The sequence below is a fragment of the Salmonella sp. 741265050_HSA genome (assembly GCF_046569445.1).
GTDB lineage: Bacteria > Pseudomonadota > Gammaproteobacteria > Enterobacterales > Enterobacteriaceae > Salmonella > Salmonella enterica.
The window spans coordinates 409379-429694 of sequence record NZ_JBKFSV010000002.1 but is presented as its reverse complement, the minus strand read 5'-3'; the positions used below and the strand labels follow the sequence as shown (position 1 = coordinate 429694).

17 protein-coding genes are annotated in these 20316 nt (G+C 53.9%); 9 read left to right on the top strand and 8 right to left on the bottom strand.

Going from position 1 to position 20316, the window contains the following annotated elements; translation table 11 throughout:
* Nucleotides 1-17 precede the first annotated feature (17 nt).
* Together bcp and ACLD4F_RS07720 are read right to left on the bottom strand one after the other, a co-directional pair.
* On the bottom strand, nucleotides 18-488 hold the full coding sequence (gene bcp, locus ACLD4F_RS07725; protein WP_001068686.1) for a thioredoxin-dependent thiol peroxidase: 471 nt from the start codon (nucleotides 486-488) through the stop codon (nucleotides 18-20).
* Nucleotides 488-1060, bottom strand: coding sequence for a glycine cleavage system transcriptional repressor (locus ACLD4F_RS07720; protein WP_000189061.1), 573 nt, complete (start codon nucleotides 1058-1060; stop codon nucleotides 488-490). Before ACLD4F_RS07720 ends, bcp begins: the two co-directional genes overlap by 1 nt.
* 145 nt (nucleotides 1061-1205) lie before the next feature.
* Here ACLD4F_RS07720 and dapA point away from each other — a divergent pair, with 145 nt between their 5' ends.
* The 5 genes from dapA to tmcA all read left to right on the top strand — a co-directional run bounded on the left by dapA (nucleotide 1206) and on the right by tmcA (nucleotide 7051).
* Nucleotides 1206-2084, top strand: a complete 879-nt coding sequence (gene dapA, locus ACLD4F_RS07715; protein ID WP_411010763.1) for a 4-hydroxy-tetrahydrodipicolinate synthase — start codon at nucleotides 1206-1208, stop codon at nucleotides 2082-2084.
* 16 nt (nucleotides 2085-2100) lie between these two features.
* Entirely contained in the window at nucleotides 2101-3135 is a 1035-nt protein-coding gene (gene bamC, locus ACLD4F_RS07710) for an outer membrane protein assembly factor BamC (protein ID WP_000331873.1), read from the top strand.
* Between the two features lie 174 nt (nucleotides 3136-3309).
* The gene (gene purC / locus ACLD4F_RS07705; protein ID WP_001171630.1) at nucleotides 3310-4023 is read left to right on the top strand and encodes a phosphoribosylaminoimidazolesuccinocarboxamide synthase; all 714 of its coding nucleotides are present in this window, start codon (nucleotides 3310-3312) and stop codon (nucleotides 4021-4023) included.
* A 130-nt stretch (nucleotides 4024-4153) separates the two neighbouring features.
* Nucleotides 4154-5017 (top strand): neutral zinc metallopeptidase, encoded by an 864-nt coding sequence (locus tag ACLD4F_RS07700; RefSeq protein ID WP_001267523.1) that lies wholly within the window; start codon nucleotides 4154-4156, stop codon nucleotides 5015-5017.
* 15 nt (nucleotides 5018-5032) lie between these two features.
* Complete coding sequence (gene tmcA, locus ACLD4F_RS07695; protein WP_079944042.1) at nucleotides 5033-7051, top strand: tRNA cytosine(34) acetyltransferase TmcA; 2019 nt, start codon at nucleotides 5033-5035, stop codon at nucleotides 7049-7051.
* A 26-nt stretch (nucleotides 7052-7077) separates the two neighbouring features.
* On the opposite strand, the gene ACLD4F_RS07690 is transcribed toward tmcA, so the two are convergent.
* From ACLD4F_RS07690 to ACLD4F_RS07680, 3 genes are read right to left on the bottom strand one after another with little or no spacing between them, the layout of a single operon-like run.
* Nucleotides 7078-7278, bottom strand: a complete 201-nt coding sequence (locus ACLD4F_RS07690; protein ID WP_000383839.1) for a YpfN family protein — start codon at nucleotides 7276-7278, stop codon at nucleotides 7078-7080.
* Between the two features lie 27 nt (nucleotides 7279-7305).
* Entirely contained in the window at nucleotides 7306-8433 is a 1128-nt protein-coding gene (gene dapE / locus ACLD4F_RS07685; protein ID WP_001277825.1) for a succinyl-diaminopimelate desuccinylase, read from the bottom strand.
* Between the two features lie 3 nt (nucleotides 8434-8436).
* The gene (locus ACLD4F_RS07680) at nucleotides 8437-8793 is read right to left on the bottom strand and encodes an ArsC family reductase (protein ID WP_023138798.1); all 357 of its coding nucleotides are present in this window, start codon (nucleotides 8791-8793) and stop codon (nucleotides 8437-8439) included.
* 412 nt (nucleotides 8794-9205) lie between these two features.
* Between ACLD4F_RS07680 and ypfM the strand changes: the two genes are divergently transcribed.
* Nucleotides 9206-9265 (top strand): protein YpfM, encoded by a 60-nt coding sequence (gene ypfM / locus ACLD4F_RS07675; RefSeq protein ID WP_001386977.1) that lies wholly within the window; start codon nucleotides 9206-9208, stop codon nucleotides 9263-9265.
* 101 nt (nucleotides 9266-9366) lie between these two features.
* On the opposite strand, the gene acrD is transcribed toward ypfM, so the two are convergent.
* Together acrD and narQ are read right to left on the bottom strand one after the other, a co-directional pair.
* Nucleotides 9367-12480, bottom strand: coding sequence for a multidrug efflux RND transporter permease AcrD (gene acrD / locus ACLD4F_RS07670; RefSeq protein ID WP_001533680.1), 3114 nt, complete (start codon nucleotides 12478-12480; stop codon nucleotides 9367-9369).
* A gap of 184 nt (nucleotides 12481-12664) precedes the next feature.
* Entirely contained in the window at nucleotides 12665-14365 is a 1701-nt protein-coding gene (narQ, locus tag ACLD4F_RS07665; protein ID WP_000216814.1) for a nitrate/nitrite two-component system sensor histidine kinase NarQ, read from the bottom strand.
* A gap of 185 nt (nucleotides 14366-14550) precedes the next feature.
* Here narQ and aegA point away from each other — a divergent pair, with 185 nt between their 5' ends.
* Entirely contained in the window at nucleotides 14551-16512 is a 1962-nt protein-coding gene (gene aegA, locus ACLD4F_RS07660; protein WP_183046567.1) for a formate-dependent uric acid utilization protein AegA, read from the top strand.
* 448 nt (nucleotides 16513-16960) lie between these two features.
* Here the strand turns inward: aegA and pbp4b are convergent, their stop codons facing one another.
* Nucleotides 16961-18259 carry a penicillin binding protein PBP4B gene (gene pbp4b, locus ACLD4F_RS07655; protein ID WP_079944043.1) on the bottom strand — a complete coding sequence of 433 codons (1299 nt, stop codon included), beginning with the start codon at nucleotides 18257-18259 and terminating at the stop codon, nucleotides 16961-16963.
* Between the two features lie 203 nt (nucleotides 18260-18462).
* Between pbp4b and nudK the strand changes: the two genes are divergently transcribed.
* On the top strand, nucleotides 18463-19038 hold the full coding sequence (gene nudK, locus ACLD4F_RS07650) for a GDP-mannose pyrophosphatase NudK (protein ID WP_000084037.1): 576 nt from the start codon (nucleotides 18463-18465) through the stop codon (nucleotides 19036-19038).
* Nucleotides 19039-19162: 124 nt separating this feature from the next.
* A complete protein-coding gene (locus ACLD4F_RS07645) occupies nucleotides 19163-20206 on the top strand; it encodes a DUF1176 domain-containing protein (protein ID WP_001270668.1) in 1044 nt (347 codons plus the stop codon).
* Nucleotides 20207-20316 lie beyond the last annotated feature (110 nt).

Sequence of the window (20316 nt, the reverse complement as noted above, 5' to 3'; positions counted from 1 at the left end):
AGCGCGGCCTGAGGCTTTTACGCGTTTTCTTTCAGCCAGTTCAGCACCACATCATGGTGATTGCTGGTTTTAAAATCATTAAAGACGTGTTCAATCTTACCATCAGCGTCAATCAAAAAGCTGATGCGGTGAATGCCGTCATACGTTTTGCCCATAAACGACTTTTCGCCCCAGACGCCGAACTGTTCACACACCTGATGGTTTTCATCGGACAAAAGGGTAAAGTTCAGCAGCTCTTTTTCAGCGAAACGGGAGAGTTTTTCAGGTTTATCGGTGCTGATGCCCAGCACGTCCACGCCTGCTTTTTTGAGCTCGTCCATGTTATCGCGTAAGCCGCAGGCCTGCACGGTACAGCCGGGTGTCATGGCTTTTGGGTAGAAATAAACCAGAACGCGCTGTCCCTGGAAGTCGGTCAAATTTACTTGTTCCCCGTCTTGATCCGGCAAGCTAAATTTCGGTGCGATATCACCGGCTTTCAGTGGATTCATTACTTAACTCCATCCTGTTCATCATGTTGTGAGTAATTGACGACGTTTATACTGCCTTGCGCATTGAGTTCTGTACATAGTGCTTTAAAGGCTTGCTCAATATTTGCGGAATTTTGCGACGCCGGGCTATGTGCGGTGATTTGAATAAATAATTGCGCAGCTTTATCACCTTCAGCCGGCTGCGTGCGGGAGACCAGCTCCGCAATATTCATTTCATGACTATTAAACAGCGCGGTGAATCGCTCAATTAAATGCGGGGAGTCGGCGACCTCAACCTGAACCCATACCGTCGCGGGCATTGCCGGGCGGGGTCGGTCGGACGTTCGTTTCATCACAATCAGCAGATCCAGCTCCGCGCCTTTTAACGGCAATGTCGATTCAATCAAGGTAATCGCGTTCCACGTGCCGGACAACAGCATAATAAACGTGAATTCATCGCCCAGCATCGCCAGTCGGCTGTCTTCGATATTACAGCCGCAACTGCTGACATGGCGAGTAATGGTATTCACAATACCGGGCCTGTCGGCGCCCAGCGCAGTGATAACCAAATAGTGTTGTGATGACGGTGTCAAACCAGTTATTCCTTTGAGCGGTGAGGTAATCTTAAGGAAACCATAAAAAAAACCTGCATACAACAATCAGAACGGCTTTGGTCGCTTGCTTTTATTGCCATACCAAACGTACCATTGAGAGACTTGTTTGCACAGAGGATGGCCCATGTTCACGGGAAGTATTGTCGCGCTTGTTACGCCGATGGATGAGAAAGGTAACGTCAGTAGGCCTTGCCTGAAAAAACTCATTGATTATCATGTCGCCAACGGTACCTCGGCGATTGTTTCGGTTGGCACCACCGGCGAGTCTGCCACGCTAAGCCATGATGAACATGGCGATGTCGTGATGATGACGCTGGAACTGGCTGACGGACGTATTCCGGTTATCGCCGGCACGGGCGCAAACGCGACCGCGGAAGCGATTAGCCTGACGCAGCGTTTTAACGATAGCGGCATTGTTGGCTGCCTGACGGTAACGCCGTACTACAATCGCCCCACGCAGGAAGGTTTGTTCCAGCATTTCAAAGCCATCGCGGAACACACTGACTTGCCGCAAATTCTGTATAATGTGCCGTCCCGTACCGGTTGCGATATGCTGCCGGAAACCGTGGGTCGTCTGGCGGAAATAAAAAATATTATCGCTATCAAAGAGGCGACAGGGAACTTAACCCGCGTTCACCAGATCAAAGAGCTGGTTTCAGACGATTTTATTCTGCTTAGCGGCGATGACGCGTCTGCGCTGGACTTTATGCAACTGGGTGGTCATGGCGTGATTTCCGTTACGGCTAACGTAGCGGCGCGCGAGATGGCTGACATGTGCAGACTGGCGGCGGAAGGGCAATTTGCCGAGGCGCGCGCTATCAACCAGCGTCTGATGCCGTTACACAACAAACTATTTGTCGAACCCAATCCTATCCCGGTGAAATGGGCATGTAAGGCATTGGGTCTTGTGGCGACCGACACGCTGCGCCTGCCAATGACGCCTATCACGGACCATGGTCGTGACATCGTCAACGCAGCGCTTCAGCATGCTGGCCTGCTGTAAAGTTTAGGGAGATTTGATGGCTTACTCAGTACAAAAGTCGCGCCTGGCGAAGGTTGCGGGTGTTTCGCTTGTTTTGCTGCTCGCTGCCTGTAGTTCCGATTCGCGCTACAAGCGCCAGGTAAGCGGCGATGAATCCTATCTGGATGCCGCACCGCTTGCTGAACTTCACGCCCCGGCAGGAATGATCCTGCCGATAACGACCGGCGACTACGTTATTCCGGTCACGAAGGGGAGCGGCGCGGTTGGTAAGGCGTTGGATATCCGTCCGCCAGCGCAGCCGTTAGCGTTAGTGAGCGGCGCGCGTACCCAGTTCTCTGGCGATACCGCTACGCTATTGGTGGAGAATGGTCGTAGCAGCACGCTGTGGCCGCAAGTCGTCAGCGTGATTCAGGCGAAAAATTATCCGATTGAAAAACGTGACGATGCCAGCCAGATCCTGACGACCGATTGGGTGAGCTGGAACCGCCTGGATGAAGACGAACAGTATCGCGGACGTTATCAAATCTCGGTGAAGCCGCAGGGCTATCAGCAGGCGGTAACGGTAAAACTGGTTAATCTGGAACAGGCTGGCAAGCCGGTTGCTGACGCGGCGTCGCTGCAGCGCTATAGCACTGAAATGATGAACGTCATTTCCGCCGGTCTGGATAAGACCGCTACGGATGCGGCAAATGCCGCGCAGAACCGTTCCGCCGCAACGATGGATGTGCAGAGCGCCGCTGATGATACCGGTTTACCTATGCTGGTCGTTCGCGGTCCGTTCAACCTCGTGTGGCAACGCCTCCCGGCCGCGCTGGAAAAAGTGGGCATGAAAGTCACCGACAGCACTCGTTCTCAGGGCAGCATGGCGGTAACGTACAAACCGTTGTCTGACAGCGACTGGCGGGATCTGGGCGCTAGCGACCCGGGCCTGGCGTCCGGAGACTATAAATTGCAGGTCGGCGATTTAGATAACCGCAGCAGCTTGCAGTTTATCGATCCTAAGGGGCATACTCTGACGCAAAGCCAGAACGACGCGCTGGTTGCCGTCTTCCAGGCAGCGTTCAACAAGTAATTTAACAGGGCTGGAGTAATCCGGCTCTTTTTTCTGATAAGATACGCAAACGTGTGCGTCGGTACAAAAACGCGATTTAACCGCTATTTCGCACCACAATTACAGGCCGACGTCTCCGGCAGGCGTAGCAGGAAATGAATACTTATCGTTAATTCACACCCAGGAGTGTTAAAGATGCAAAAGCAAGCTGAGTTGTATCGTGGTAAAGCGAAAACCGTATACAGCACGGAAAACCCGGACCTGTTGGTGCTCGAATTCCGCAATGATACGTCAGCAGGGGATGGCGCGCGCATTGAACAGTTTGATCGCAAGGGCATGGTAAATAACAAATTCAACCATTTCATTATGACCAAACTGGCCGAGGCGGGCATCCCGACCCAGATGGAACGTTTGCTGTCTGATACCGAGTGTCTGGTGAAGAAGCTGGAGATGGTGCCGGTTGAATGTGTGGTGCGCAACCGTGCGGCAGGGTCGCTGGTCAAGCGTCTGGGCGTGGAAGAAGGCATGGAGCTTAACCCGCCGATATTCGATCTGTTCCTGAAAAACGACGCGCTGCACGACCCGATGGTGAATAGTTCCTACTGTGAAACGTTCGGTTGGGTAAGTCAGGAAAATCTGGCGCGTATGAAAGAGCTAACCTACAAAGCCAACGACGTACTGAAAAAACTGTTTGATGACGCGGGTCTTATCCTGGTGGATTTCAAACTGGAGTTTGGCCTGTATAAAGGCGAAGTGGTGCTGGGCGATGAGTTTTCACCGGACGGCAGCCGCCTGTGGGATAAAGAGACGCTGGACAAAATGGACAAAGACCGCTTCCGCCAGAGCCTGGGTGGTCTGATTGAAGCCTATGAAGCCGTTGCGCATCGCCTGGGCGTGAAATTAGATTAATTCCGCTTCTGACCGGGGGGCAACTGCTCTCCGGTATCATCCTTTCCTCATTCTGATAGCGTTTACCTGTGGTAATCCTGTGCCTGACCGCCTACGATCATCTGTATAACAAAGAGAGAATGAGGTGATTATGCGCTGGCAAGGGCGTCGTGAAAGCAACAATGTAGAGGACAGACGTAATCGGCCAGGCGGCCCCTCGCTGGGTGGCCCAGGCTTTCGTCTTCCGCGCGGAAAAGGCGGCATCATTCTGTTGGTGGTGGTGTTGGTCGCAGGGTACTATGGGGTGGATTTAACCGGTCTGTTGACCGGCCAGCCGGTTTCGCAGCAGCAATCGACGCGTTCGATAAGCCCCAATGATGATGAAGCGGCAAAATTTACCTCGGTGATTCTGGCGACGACCGAAGATACCTGGGGTCAACTCTTTCAAAAAATGGGGCGCGGCTATCAGCAGCCAAAACTGGTGATGTACCGTGGTATGACGCGCACCGGCTGTGGTGCGGGTCAGTCCGTGATGGGGCCGTTTTACTGCCCGGCGGACGGCACCGTTTATATCGATCTCTCATTTTACGATGATATGAAAAATAAGCTGGGCGCGGACGGTGATTTTGCCCAGGGTTATGTCATCGCCCACGAAGTCGGCCACCACGTACAAAAACTGTTAGGTATTGAGCCGAAAGTACGCCAGTTGCAGCAAAACGCGTCGCAAACGGAGGTGAATCGTCTTTCGGTGCGCATGGAGCTACAGGCGGATTGCTTTGCCGGCGTGTGGGGACACAGTATGCAGCAGCAAGGCGTACTGGAGGCGGGCGATCTGGAAGAGGCGCTCAATGCCGCACAGGCTATCGGCGACGATCGCTTACAGCAACAGGGGCAGGGGCGCGTCGTGCCGGATAGTTTTACCCACGGCACCTCAGAACAGCGCTACAGCTGGTTTAAGCGTGGCTTTGACAGCGGTGACCCGGCGCAATGTAATACGTTTGGCAAAAACTTTTGATAAACCGGGGCAGGGATGTCTGATATCGATGCGCTACAGGCGTTAACGTCGCAAATGACACAGGAAGGCATTCGCCGTTTACTGGTCATCAGCGGCGATGCGGCGTGGTGCCGGGAGCGGGCCGAGGCGATACGCGCTGCATTGCCCGGTGACTGGCTGTGGGTCGCGCCTGACGCGCCCGCCCAGCCGTGCTGTACGCCACAGGCGTTACAAACGCTGCTGGGCCGTGAATTCCGTCATGCGATATTTGATGCCTGGCAGGGCTTTGACGCCGCAGCGTTTGCCGCCCTGAGCGGGACCTTGCAGGCCGGAAGCTGGCTGCTTCTGCTGATGCCGCCGTACGAGACGTGGGAAAGCAGGCCTGATACCGATTCACTGCGCTGGAGCGACTGCGCGCAGCCTATCCCTACACCGCAGTTTGCACAGCATCTTAAACGGACTCTTTCCCGCGATCCGCAAACGCTGCTGTGGCGACAGCGCCAGCCGTTTTGCTGGCCATCTTATCCTTCCCGTGAACGCTGGCGACCCGCCACCGGCGAGCCGCAGCCGGAGCAGGCGGCTATCTTATCGCGTTTACGTGAAATGCCGCCCGGCGTGGCGACGGTGATTGCCCCCCGTGGGCGCGGCAAATCGGCGCTGGCCGGGCAATTCATCTCCCGGATGGCGGGCACGGCTATCGTGACCGCACCGGCGAAAACGGCAACGGATATCCTGGCAGCGTTTGCCGGTGAGCGGTTCTGCTTTATGGCGCCGGATGCGTTGCTGGCGAGCGGGGCAAGAGCCGACTGGCTGGTGGTTGACGAGGCGGCGGCAATCCCCGCGCCGCTGCTGCTGCAACTGGTTTCGCGCTTTTCCCGCATACTACTCACCACCACCGTTCAGGGCTACGAAGGCACCGGACGCGGTTTTTTACTTAAGTTTTGCGCCCGTTTTCCGCAGCTTCACCGCTTCACGCTTCGTCAGCCTGTCCGCTGGGCGCCAGAATGCCCGCTGGAAAATATCGTCAGCGAGGCGCTGATATTCGACGATGAAGCGTTTGCGCAGGCGCCGCATGGCGCGATAGCAATCTCGGCGTTTTACCAGCAGACCTGGAGGGAGACGCCCGTGTTGCCGAGGGCTGTGTATCAGTTACTGTCGGGGGCGCACTATCGTACTTCGCCGTTGGATCTGCGCCGAATGATGGATGCGCCAGGGCAGCATTTCTTGCAGGCTACGGCGAATAACCGTGTGGCGGGCGCCCTCTGGCTGGTCGAAGAGGGCGGGTTATCCGCAGAACTCAGTCAGGCTGTATGGGGCGGTTTCCGGCGGCCGCGTGGAAATCTGGTGGCGCAGTCGCTGGCGGCGCACGGTAGCGACCCTTTAGCCGCGACGCTGGTCGGGCGTCGCGTAAGCCGTATCGCGGTGCACCCCGCCCGCCAGCGCGAAGGCATCGGTCAGCAGTTGATTGCCTGCGCGTGCGAGCAGGCGGCGCAGTGTGATTATCTTTCCGTCAGCTTTGGCTATACGCCGGAGTTGTGGCGCTTCTGGCAGCGCTGCGGCTTTGTGCTGGTACGGATGGGCAACCATCGGGAGGCGAGCAGCGGTTGCTATACGGCGATGGCGTTATTGCCGCTGAGCGACGCGGGAAAACGGCTGGCGCAGCAGGAACACCGACGTTTGCGCCGCGATGCGGATATCCTGACGCAGTGGAACGGCGAGGCGATACCGCTGGCGGCGTTAGATGAACAGGCGCTTAATGATGAAGACTGGCGTGAGCTGGTCGGTTTTGCGTTCGCGCACCGCCCGCTACTGACATCGTTAGGTTGCCTGCATCGTTTACTGCAATACAGCGCATTGCCATTACCGGCGCTGAGAGGGCGGCTGGAGGAAAAAGCCAGCGATGCCGAACTGTGCGCCCGGCTACGCATTTCAGGCCGTAAAGCTCTGCTGGCGTTGCAGCGTGCGCAGGCGGCGCAGGCGCTGATTGCGTTGGATGCCGGACGAACGCAGCGTTTGCGCGACGTAATGCCCGGCGGTGGGGACCATGCCGGATAGCGATAGCTGTCCGGCATGTTATCCGGTTACTTTTTCGGCTGATCTTTCTTCGGCCAGTCGTCTTCATCGTCCCACTTATCGTTAAAATCGCGATGCGGGGGCAGCTCAGGTTTATTGGCAAGGAATTTCTTATGGTCGATGCGTTTGAGATCTTTGATCACATTCAGCAGTACGCCTACCAGAAACACCAATACCAGAATCCACCAATATTTTGCCAGCCAGTCCATGCTTATTTCCTCTTACCGGAACGCTCATCAGGCGACGAGCTGTTCCATAATGCGTTGATACATACGGGCCAGTAGCTGGAGATCGGCGGCATTCACACATTCATTAATTTTATGAATGGTGGCGTTCACCGGCCCCAGTTCTACCACCTGCGCTCCCATACGGGCGATAAAACGTCCGTCGGACGTACCGCCCGTCGTCAGTAATTGCGGTTTAATTTCATTATAGTGCTCAATGGCGTTTACCACCGCGTCCACCAGCTTGCCGCGTGCGGTCAGGAACGGCTGGCCGGAAAGCCACCAGTCTACGGTATAACGCAGCTGATGCTTCTCAAGCAGCGCATGTACCCGCTCTTTGATCATCTCATCGGTCAGTTCCGTGCTGAAACGGAAGTTAAACTGCACGAACAGTTCGCCGGGAATGACATTATTGCTGCCGGTGCCTGCCTGGATATTGGCTACCTGCATACTGGTGGCCGGGAAAAAGTCATTGCCCCGATCCCACTCGATAGCGACCAGTTCATTAAGAAAAGGCGCAGCGCGATGAACAGGGTTATCCGCCAGATGCGGATAGGCGACGTGCCCCTGAACGCCATGAATAGTGAGGTTACAGGTGAGGGAACCGCGACGCCCGTTTTTGACGACATCGCCCACAATTTCAGTACTGGAAGGTTCGCCGACCAGACAGTAATCCAGCCGCTCGTTACGGGCCATCAGCGCTTCAACCACCTTTACGGTGCCATTTTTTGCGCTGGCTTCTTCATCAGAGGTAATCAAAAATGCGAGACGGCCCCGGTGATGAGGATGCTGCGCAACAAAACGTTCGGCAGCCACCACCATGGCCGCCAGTGAACCTTTCATATCCGCCGCGCCGCGACCGAACAACATTCCGTCGCGAATCGTAGGCTCAAACGGCGGATTGATCCAGCGATCGACATCGCCAGCCGGTACGACGTCAGTATGCCCGGCGAACGCCAGCGTTTCGCCACGCCCACGCCATGCCCAAAAATTTTGCGTGTCGCCAAAATCCATATGCTCAATGGTAAAACCGATTTTACGCAGGCGTTCAATCATTAATGCCTGACAGCCTGCGTCATCCGGACTCAGGGAGGGGCGACGAATAAGTTGCTGTGTCAGCTCAATAACCGGGCACGACATAGACTACACCTCATCAAAAAACTGCTGATAACGGGATTCACTGAAACCAAGCAGCATAGGCCTCCCGGGCGCGCAGAGCAATGGGCGTTTGATGATTGCCGGCTGTTCAACCATGAGAGCAGCGGCGGAGTCGGCATCGGTAATCCCGCTGCGGTCGCCTTCATCCAGTTTGCGCCATGTTGTGCCGCGCGTATTCAGTAAAGGCTGCCAGCCGAGTTCGGCAATAAAGGTATTAAGAAGAGGGAGGTCTATGCCATCCACACGGTAATCGTGAAAACGATAATCAATGCCATGCTCCTCCAGCCAACGGCGCGCTTTTTTGATCGTGTCGCAATTCTTAATGCCATAGAGGGTAATCATATTGAATCCTTTAACGCGAAATTCGAATAAATAATCAATAGTATCGTCTGCGGGATAATAAGTGTGGCTGTTAATGGTTATTTATCCAGCGCTGATCGGCAATCAATATAACATTGTTGAGTGAATGTGAATAATGATTCCAAAACGTTCCAGATGTGGCTTGTTTATAATTCGCGGGACAAATCCTATTTTGCGCACATGCAATTGATTGTTTTTTAACCCGATTTGATAAAGTAGTAGAAAAGGTATTAATGTTGCTAAATATTGCAGTAAGTCACATAAAATTTACGGCTACAGCGCCATAGTAATATCATAGACAGCGTAACCAGAGGATATCGCAACAATCGGTTAAATGAACTTCTCTCTATACCGCTAACTTCGTAGAATACCCATAATAATAAGAGAGGCTATTATGATTGAACGTGAACTGGGGAACTGGAAAGATTTTATCGAAGTCATGCTTCGTAAATAAATGCCTGGAAGGCACCGCGCTCCCATAGGGGATAAGAAAAGGCGACTCAACGAAAGTCGCCTTTTTTGTGCCCGACACCTCGTATCAGGCTGGCCGGGAGCTTATTCCGGGCGCGGCTTCAGCGGGAAGCGGCGACGTATCAGCACGAAAAACAGGGGTACAAAGAAGATAGCCAGAATGGTTGCTGAGATCATTCCCCCCATCACGCCGGTTCCGACAGCATGTTGGCTACCCGAGCCTGCCCCGGTGCTGGTGGCCATCGGCAATACGCCAAAGATAAACGCCAGCGAAGTCATCAGTATCGGTCGCAGGCGCTGGCGGCTGGCGTACAGCGTGGCGTCTAACAGCGCGTGTCCCTTCTGATTCATTTCGTTGGCGAATTCCACAATCAGAATCGCGTTTTTCGCCGAGAGGCCGATAACGGTCAACAGCCCCACCTGGAAGTAAACATCGTTTTCCAGCCCGCGCATCCAGGTAGCGAGTAGCGCGCCAATGACGCCGAGCGGCACAACCAGCATCACCGAGAAGGGCACCGACCAGCTTTCATACAATGCCGCCAGACACAGGAAGACGACTAATAGCGAAATAGCGTACAGCGCGGGCGCCTGCGCGCCGGAGAGCCGTTCCTGGTAAGACATGGCTGTCCATTCCAGGCCAAAACCGCCCGGTAGCTGATGCACCAACGACTCCATGACATCCATCGCCGTCCCGGTACTGACTCCCGGCGCGGCCTCTCCGACAATTTCTACCGCCGAATAGCCGTTATAACGTTCCAGACGCGGCGAGCCGGTTTCCCAGCGCGAGGTGGCGAAGGCGGAGAAGGGGACCATGCCGCCATCTTTGTTACGGACATACCAAAGATTAATATCGTCCGGCAACATACGATATTTCGCTGCGGCCTGAACATAGACCTTCTTCACGCGACCACGGTCCATAAAGTCGTTGACGTAGCTCGATCCCCAGGCTGTTTGCAGGGTGTCGTTGATATCGTCAATCGATACGCCCAGCGCCTGCGCTTTCCGTTGGTCAATATCAATTTGCAGTTGCGGGCTGTCGTCCAGGCCGTTGTGGCGCACGCGGGTCAAGGAACTGTTTTTCCCGGCCAGCTCAATGAGTTGATCTCGTGCGGCCATCAGCGCGTCATGGCCTGCTCCGGCGTGATCCTGTAATTCCATATCAAAACCGGCGGAGCTGCCCAGACCGCTAATTGCCGGCGGGCTGCTGGCGAAGACGCGAGCTTCTTTAATTTGGTTAAACGCTTTTGTCGCCCGCTCAATAATGGCGAACGAGGAGCCGGTGGTGGGATCGCGCGCGTCCCAGTCTTTCAAGCGAACAAACATGCGCGCGACGTTTTGCCCATTCCCGCCAGGGCCGGAACCTACCGTCGAGAAGACCGACATAATGTTGTCTTTCTCATGGGTGAAGTAATAGTTTTCAACCTTTTCAACGACTTTCAGGGTCTGCTGTTGCGTAGAACCGCTCGGTAGCTGGATAGACGTAGTGAACATGCCCCGATCTTCTTGCGGTAGAAAGGAGGTGGGGAGACGCAAAAACAGGAACACCATGCCGCCAAGCAACAGAACATAAATCAGAATCCAGCGCAGGCTGCGATGCAAAATTTTCGCTACGCCTTTCTCATAACGTTCGGCATTACGATTGAAGGTACGGTTAAACCAGCCGAAAAATCCGCGTTGCCCGTGCTGTTCGCCTTTGTGCAGCGGTTTTAATAACGTTGCGCACAGCGCCGGTGTCAGGATCATGGCGACCAGCACCGACAGCACCATTGCCGAGACAATGGTGATAGAAAACTGACGATAAATCGCCCCGGTGGTACCGCCAAAGAACGCCATCGGCACGAATACCGCAGACAGCACCATCGCGATACCGACCAGCGCCCCCTGGATTTGTCCCATGGATTTGCGCGTCGCTTCACGCGGCGTGAGCCCTTCTTCGCTCATGATACGTTCGACGTTTTCCACCACCACGATGGCATCGTCGACCAGGAGCCCGATCGCCAGCACCATCGCGAACATGGTTAATGTGTTAATACTGTAGCCGAACGCGTAAAGCACGGAGAAGGTGCCCATTAATACTACCGGCACGGCGATCGTCGGAATTAGCGTGGCGCGAAAGTTTTGCAGGAACAGGTACATCACCAGGAAAACCAGAGCGATAGCCTCCAGCAACGTTTTGACCACATCGATAATCGAGGCTTTGACAAAGGAGGTGGTTTCATACGCGATCTTGTATTCCAGCCCTTGAGGGAAGTACTGCGCCAGCTCGTTGAGGCGATCCAGCACCAGCTTCGCGGTCGCCATTTCGTTCGCGCCGGAAGCCAGCTTAACGCCAAGACCGGAAGCCGGCTTGCCGTTAAAACGGCTGAGGTAGTCATACTTTTCCGCCCCCAGCTCCACGGTGGCGACATCGCCCAGTTTGACCTCGGAACCGTCCTGATTAACGCGCAGGGTGATATCGCGAAATTGTTGCGGCGTTTGCAGCAGTGACTGCGCATTAATGGTGGCGTTCAGCGCCTGTTTGTCGACCGAAGGCGTACCGCCAAGCTGCCCGACGGCGATTTGCGCATTCTGCGACTCAATTGCATCGGTCACGTCTTTCGTGGTCATCTGAAAACTATTCAATTTGGCCGGATCGAGCCAGATACGCATAGAGTACTGTGAACCATAAGCGTCAATATCGCCGACGCCGTTGACGCGGCTGAGCGGGTCCTGAATATTACTGGCGACGTAGTCGGCGATATCCTGCTTGTCCATAGAGCCGTCGGTAGAGACGAAAGCGATGGTCAAAATATTGGTATCGCCCGTTTTGCGTACCGTGACGCCTTGATCCTGTACCGCCTGCGGCAGTTTACGCATCGCGGACTGTAACTGGTTTTGCACCTGCTGAACCGCCTCATCAGGATCGGTTCCCGCAATAAAGCTCAGGGTGATGGTCGCCTGTCCGGTGCCGCTACTTTGTGATGACATGTACATCAGATTATCGAGGCCCGTCATATTCTGCTCAATAACCTGGGTTACGGTATTTTCCAGCGTTTGCGCCGACGCTCCCGGATAATTCGCGGTAATACGTACGTTGGGCGGCGCCAGATCGGGATATTGTTCAACAGGTAAAGAGAAAATGGCTAACGCCCCTGTCAGACACAACAGGATAGCCAGCACCCAGGCAAAAATGGGGCGATCGATAAAAAAATTCGCCATTAAAGGGAAACCTCGTGTTTCTACATATCGTTATAGATTTGAACTGCTTCACTGTAGCGGCAAGCTACGAGCCAAACGTGGAGAAATAAAGGAGATAATGTAAATTATCATGCGCTTTTACAGCATACTTTTTGTGCCAACGCCGGAAAGCCTGACATCTGGCCTTCCGGCGATTTGCCGTTCTTTACGTTAACTGACTCTCTTCCTTGTTGGAGGAGCGAAAACTGATACTGACCAGTGTGCCGCCGCCGGAGGGTTGCGAAAAATTCAGCGTGCCGCCAAGGCGCTCCGCGCGCTCACGCATTATATTCAGACCATAGTGTCCGGCAGGCTCATGCGGTTCGCCGATACCAATGCCATTATCGCGAATATAAACGGTATGATCGCCGTCAGGCGCGGTGACGCAGCTCACGGCGATTTCGCTCGCGTTGGCGTGTTTAATGGCGTTCAGGACCGCTTCGCGCACAATTTGCAACAAATGCACCTGCATTTGCGCATCCAGCGCCAGCGTGGGTAAACGGCAATCCAACGTGAGTTTGGCCGGGGTCTGACTCTGTAAATCTTCCAGCATCTCATGCAATGCGGAGGGTAAATCGGCCTGCTGTAACGTCAGACGGAACGTGGTGAGTAGCTCGCGAAGCTGACGGTAGGCGTCGTTCAGCGCTCTGGAAAAATCCGCCATGATGCTTTGCGCGCCGGCGTTATCCTCAGGAATAGCGCGCTTCAAAAGCGTTAACTGAATACGTAAATAAGAAAGTACCTGCGCCAGCGAATCGTGTAGCTCACGGGCAATCGTCGCGCGCTCTTCCATTAACAAAAGTTGCTGGAAGTGTTTTTGCGCCTGATTAAAGTACAAACCACGCCCCAGCATCGTGGAGACGCTGTTCAGCAGCGGCGTAGAGGCATTAACGTTGGGGCTTTGCCAGTGGAGTTCGCCATAGACCGTGTCCTGCATCGTCACTGGCAGCATTTGCATCGGCAGGTCGGGGCTTTGCGTGCCTTCGCTAATCCGCCAGTTATCGCCCACGGTTAACTCCAGATACCAGGCGGCGTCATGTTCACGGACAATTTGCAAAATATGGCGAAAACAGTGGACATCGATTTGGCTGGTATTCAGCGCCTGGGAGCACTGGTATAACACCTCCAGGCGGCGATGCGCTTCGTGCAGATCGTGCGTTTTTTCTTCCACCGAGGCTTCCAGCGAACGGTAAAGTTTATGCAGCTCGCTCGACATCTGACTAAACGTTTTCGCCAACAATCCCAGCTCATTGGGTAAGCTGGTATCCAGCGGCAGCGGGGCGAACTGACCATGTTCAATACGCTGACTGGCGGTGACCAGTTGATTCAGCGGGCGAACGACCTGCTGGCGAATACGCCGTAGGGTAAAAAAGACCAGCGTAAATATGCCGATACCGCCCGCCAGCGATATGGCGACGACCAGCATGACTTTACGCTCGGCGTAATGCTGTAACGCCAGAACGAAGAGATCAATTTGATCGACATAATTGTTGATATTGGTCTGATACCAGGCAATGTCGCCGTCCTGTAGGCGGCTATTCATCTCCAGCCAGTTGGCGTGCAGGCGCGCGTAGCGAGTTTTCACCGCCTGCGGCACATACCAGGCGTTGAGATTTTGCAGTACCGGCGAGTTGAGCGCGTGCTGGAAAAGTTGACGATGCGCATTAATCTGCGGGCTACGGCTTTGCAGATCGTAACCCAGCCGATAGCTCTGCATTCGTAGCGAACCAGCGATATTGATCGCTTCGGCATCCCGTAAACTGCTGGTCAGCGTCAGTAATGCGCTGCCGGTGGACAGAATAGACAACAGCACAATATAGAAAAAAGCCTTAGCCAGACTGGCTGAGACCGGGCGTTTAACCGTCACGCTGGCACTCCCCGCATTTAGCTGAATCGCAATCGCATTTGCTTTGAAATAAATTGATCTGCCACAGGTTCTGGACAGATAGTTGTGCTTCCTGGGCAGATGAACATTGCCGACCCCGCCTTCGTCAGTTAATAACAATGCTCATATAAAGAATAAGGTTTTTACAACCAAAACAGAAGGATGCCATGAATCGTTTTATTATGGCCAATAGCCAGCAGTGTCTGGGCTGCCATGCCTGCGAGGTCGCCTGCGTAATGGCTCACAATGATGAGCGACATGTCCTGACGTCACAGCGCTATCAGCCCCGAATTACTGTCATCAAACATCAGCACCAGCGCAGCGCGGTCACATGTCACCATTGCGAAGATGCGCCCTGCGCCCGTAGCTGTCCGAACGGCGCGATCGCGCATATTAACGACAGCGTGCAGGTCAATGCGCAGAAGTGCATCGGCTGTAAATCCTGCGTCGTCGCCTGTCCATTCGGCACCATGCAGATGGTATTGACGCCCGTCGCGCCAAACCAGTTCAAAGCCAGCGCGCATAAATGCGATCTGTGTCAGGGACGTGAACAGGGTCCGGCCTGTGTGGAAAATTGCCCGGCGGATGCGCTGCAACTGGTCACCGAAGACTCGTTGACCCGTCTGGCTAAAACGCGACGGCTGCGTACCGCCCGGCAGGAGATTCGCCCCTGGCATACCGTGGATACACAACACAGTGGGACAGCAAGCAGCAAAGTCGAGCGTATGCAGGCGACGCCGACGCGCGGCGAACCGGATAAACTGGCGATTGAAGCGCGTAAAACCACCTTTGAGGAAATTTATCTGCCGTTTCGCGCCGCGCAGGCGGAGCGTGAAGCGGCCCGCTGCCTCACATGCGGGGAACACAGTATCTGCGAATGGACCTGTCCGCTGCATAACCATATTCCCCAGTGGATCGAACTGGTGAAAGCCGGCGATATTGATGCGGCGGTAGAGCTTTCCCACCAGACCAATTGTCTGCCGGAAATTACCGGGCGCGTCTGTCCGCAGGATCGGCTATGCGAAGGCGCGTGTACACTCCGCGATGAGTATGGCGCGGTTACCATCGGCAACATTGAGCGCTATATCTCCGATCGCGCTCTGAGCAAAGGCTGGCGTCCCGACCTGTCGGACGTACAGAAGAGCGATAAGCGCGTGGCGATTATCGGCGCGGGGCCGGCAGGTCTTGCCTGCGCTGACGTGCTGGCGCGCCATGGCGTAAGCGCCACCGTCTACGATCGCCATCCGGAAATCGGCGGTTTGCTCACCTTTGGTATTCCGGCTTTCAAACTGGATAAATCTCTGCTGGCGCGCCGTCGGGAGATCTTCAGCGCGATGGGGATTCGTTTCGAGCTTAACTGCGAAGTAGGGAAAGATATTCCTCTGGAGACGCTGCTGGAGAGTTATGACGCCGTCTTTGTCGGGGTAGGAACCTACCGTTCCATGAAGGCTGATTTACCGAATGAAGACGCGCCGGGGGTATATGATGCGTTGCCATTCCTCATCGCCAATACCAAACAGGTGATGGGGCTTCCGGCGTTGCCTGACGAGCCGTTTATTGATACTGCGGGTCTTAACGTGGTTGTGCTGGGCGGCGGTGACACCGCAATGGACTGCGTACGTACGGCGCTGCGTCATGGCGCTGCCAACGTCACCTGCGCTTATCGCCGCGATGAGGCCAATATGCCGGGGTCGAAAAAAGAGGTGAAAAACGCGCGGGAAGAGGGCGCGAACTTTGAATTTAACGTTCAGCCGGTTGAGTTGGTGCTGGATACGCACGGGCGCGCCAGCGGTATTCGCTTTTTGCGTACGCGGCTTGGCGAACCGGATGGTCAGGGGCGACGCCGCCCGGTACCTGTACCGGACAGCGAGTTCGTGATGCCGGCGGATGCGGTCATTATGGCGTTTGGTTTTCATCCGCATGGTATGTCGTGGCTGGAATCGCATGGCGTGAAGGTGGATAACTGGGGACGTATTGCCGCCAGCGTCGAGAGCGAGTTTCGTTACCAGACGTCCAACCCGAAAATTTTCGCTGGCGGCGATGCGGTGCGCGGCGCCGATTTGGTGGTGACGGCGATGGCAGAAGGCCGACATGCCGCGCAGGGGATACTCGACTGGTTAGCTAAATAAGCGTATTTGTAGGCCGGTTAAGGCCTGGAACGGTTAAATGATTGAGTGATAAAAAATCTTAAACTTATTGGCTAACCTTACTCCGTTTGCAGAAATGTTGACGCTCGCAGGGCTGGACGCCCTGCGATAAACATTTTTCCGTCGGGTCGACGTTTAACAGGCCTGATGAGGCCAATCTTAGTATTGAAAATAGAGTGTAAATTGAAGGAAGGGACGCTATCAGAATCCCTTCTTAGAGCCTATCCCATTAGGGCTATTTTACTTGCCATTTTGGTCCTTGGCAGTGCTCGCCAAAACGCGTTAGCGTTTTGAACGCCGCTAGCGGCGGTCCGAAGGGCGAGCGTAGCGAGTCAAACCTCACGTACTACGTGTACGCTCCGGTTTTTGCGCGCTGTCCGTGTCCAAACTGGCTGCGCCAATAACGCCTGGTAGGACAGGCTCTTAATTTTTATTTTAAGGAACCATATATCTGGTCAACAATCCAGCCATACGTCGCCGCAGGTAATAATCCACTGACAAAAACATTCGGATTTACTTTAGGATTTGCTACCGGAGAGTGCGGCCTGTTACCTAAAATCACAATCGCCATATGATTAACCGGATCGATAGACGTCAGCGTTCCGGTCCATCCGGTATGTCCATACGTTTGCGGACTGGCTAATACCCCGAACGTGGGGGTCATTGAGGCGTTGCCGTTAACGCGCCACCCCAGACCAAAGGTAGCGTCTTCTGGCGAGCGGCGAGTAAACTGCGCAACCGTTTTGTCGTCGAATAGCTTCACGTTACCGTAGCCGCCCCCATTGAGCATGACTTGCATTAACACAGCCATATCATGGGTGTCAGAAAACAGTCCGGCGTGTCCTGAAACGCCGCCCATTGAGTACCAGGCTTTTTCATCATGCACCTGGCCCCATAGTGTATTGGTGCGAATATTGGGGAAATGAATCACGCCGTCACGCGTATTGCCGTGTAGTTCCGTTGCGGCGATTTGCGGCGGCGTGAAGCCTTTCATCAGCGGGTTAAAGACGGTATGTTTTAATCCGAGCGGTTTATAAATGGTGGTTTCGACGTAGCGATCTAATGGCATTGCCGTTATCGATTCAACGATAAAACCAAGAATCATATAATCCACGTCGCTATAGATATGCTTTGACCCAGGTTGATATTCCAGCGGCGTCTTTTTAATCATCTCCAGAGTAGTGCTTTTACTCTGTGAGAATAATTTACCGGCGACGTTTTTATTAGGATATTGTGGGTCGGCAGGAAAGCCCGCGACGTGATGAAGAATATCAATAATGCGGAGTTTATCTTTGCCTTTTATTTTATCCCCAGGCATATCCTTAAAGCCGGGGATGTATTTTGATACCAAATCATTGACATCTATTTTTCCTTCATACACCAGTTTTTGCAATGCAAAGTTAGTGGCATACATTTTTGTGTTTGAAGCCAGGTCATACATCGTGTTAGTGGTCGCCCGAATGGGATGGGCTAACAGCGTGGAACCGTCATATTTTTTAGCATAGCCCCAGGCTTTTTGTAGAACAATATGATTATCTTTTATCACCAGAAGATTGATGCTGGGATATCCGGCATCAATTTGATTTTGAATCCAGCCATCAAGTCGGTGAAGTTTTTGGCTATCAAACCCCACCTGATCAGGGCTCGCGGTGGTCAATACCGGATACCCAACGGCAAAAGCTGAAAGGGAAAACGTCAGTAGAACCGTCGCAACGAGAGTAAATTTCATGATGATTCCCTCAGTCTCACTCCGGCCGTCAAATCATATCGCGAGCATGGACTCTGCGGCCCGGAGAAGCAGAATATAGTCATGGCAGTGACAGAAAAATATGGCTGTACGTCCGTTCAGTCGGCATTAAGGATTAACCCTTCAGCAGACAAAACCGACCTCACGGCGTAATATTAATGCTCTTTTTACACCCTGGAGCCAGCATGTCGCAAACCATTACGCTTATTAAGGATAAAATTCTTTCTGATAATTATTTTACTCTGCGCAACATTACCTATGACCTGACCCGTCGTAATGGCGAGGTTATCCGTCACAAGCGTGAGGTTTACGATCGCGGGAATGGCGCAACCATTCTGCTTTACAACTCAACTAAAAAAACCGTAGTTCTGGTTCGTCAGTTTCGCGTGGCGACATGGGTCAACGGTAATCAAGACGGTATGTTAATTGAAACCTGCGCTGGCCTGCTTGATAACGACGAGCCGGAGGTCTGTATCCGTAAAGAGGCCATTGAAGAGACAGGGTATGACGTTGGCGAGGTACGCAAGATATTTGAGCTGTATATGTCGCCAGGCGGCGTCACGGAGCTGATTCATTTCTTCATTGCCGAATATCATGATAGCGAGCGCGCCAGCATCGGCGGCGGCGTGGAGGATGAAGAGATTGAGGTGCTTGAACTGCCGTTTTCCCGGGCGCTGGAAATGGTGCGCTCAGGCGAGATTCGGGACGGTAAGACCGTGTTATTGCTTAACTATTTACAGACGTCTCATCTAATGGACTGAAAAAAAAGAAATATATTTCTTTACACAAAAAAGACCAATCCGATAAATCTGATTGAGAACCCTGAGGCGCGCAAGGAAGATACCGCCTTAGCTGTGTTGTTCTGAATCTGGGGTTGTTCCGTTCATGCGCTACCGCGTTATTCTTTTTTGTCTGTTTGGCCTGTTGCCGGTCCAGCTACTGTGGGCTGCGCCAGCGCAACGGACTTTTTCCGACTGGCAGGTCACCTGCAATAACCAAAATTTTTGCGTAGCGCGCAATACTGGCGAACATCATGGGCTGGTGATGACATTAAGCCGTAGCGCCGGGGCGCGTACCGATGCGGTACTGCGTATCGACCGCGGCGGTTTGGCGCCGCCCGACGCTAAAGAAGCCGCAATTGCGCCTCGCTTATTGCTGGATGGCAAACCGCTTTCGTTCAACAGTCCACACTGGCGCGTGTCGCCCTGGCATCTCATGACCGGCGATCCTGCCACCATCACCGCATTTTTACAGACGATTCAGGATGCGCAGGCCATCACCTTAAAAAACGGCGTTCAGACGCTTTCGCTGGCGGGATTAAAAGCGGCATTACTGTTTATCGACGCGCAACAAAAACGTGTGGGCAGCGAAACCGCCTGGATTGAAAAAGGAAACGAACCGCCGCTCAGCGTGCCCCCGGCACCGGCATTAAAGGGGATCGCCGTTATTAATCCAACGCCCGTACCGCTGAGTGAGGAAGAACGCGACGATCTGCTGGACTACGCAGCATGGCGGGTAAACGGCATTCGCTGTTCGCTTGACCCGCTGCGTCGCGAGACGCAGGTCAGCGCGTTGACGGATGATAAAGCGTTATTGATTGTTAACTGCGAAGCCGGCGCCTATAACACTATTGATCTCGCCTGGGTAGTTTCACGCAAAAAAACGCTCGCCTCGCGCGCCGTACGTTTGCGGCTGCCGTTTAATCGCGGCGTCGAAAGTAATGACATGGAGTTGATGAACGCCTTCTTTGACGAGAAAACGCGCGAGCTGGTGACGTTGGCGAAAGGGCGGGGGTTAACCGACTGTGGTATCCAGACGCGCTGGCGTTATGATGGCGATCGTTTTCGTCTGGTACGTTATGCCGAAGAACCGAGCTGCGATAACTGGCACGGGCCGGATGCCTGGCCTACGCTGTGGATCACGCGTTGAATCCTGGTTGTTATCCCCTTTTCAGAATAGGGATACACCTATTGAGGTTTCATTTATGGTATAGAGATTGCTACGTTACGGTAGGATTGTTACTTTACCCGATAGCCTCA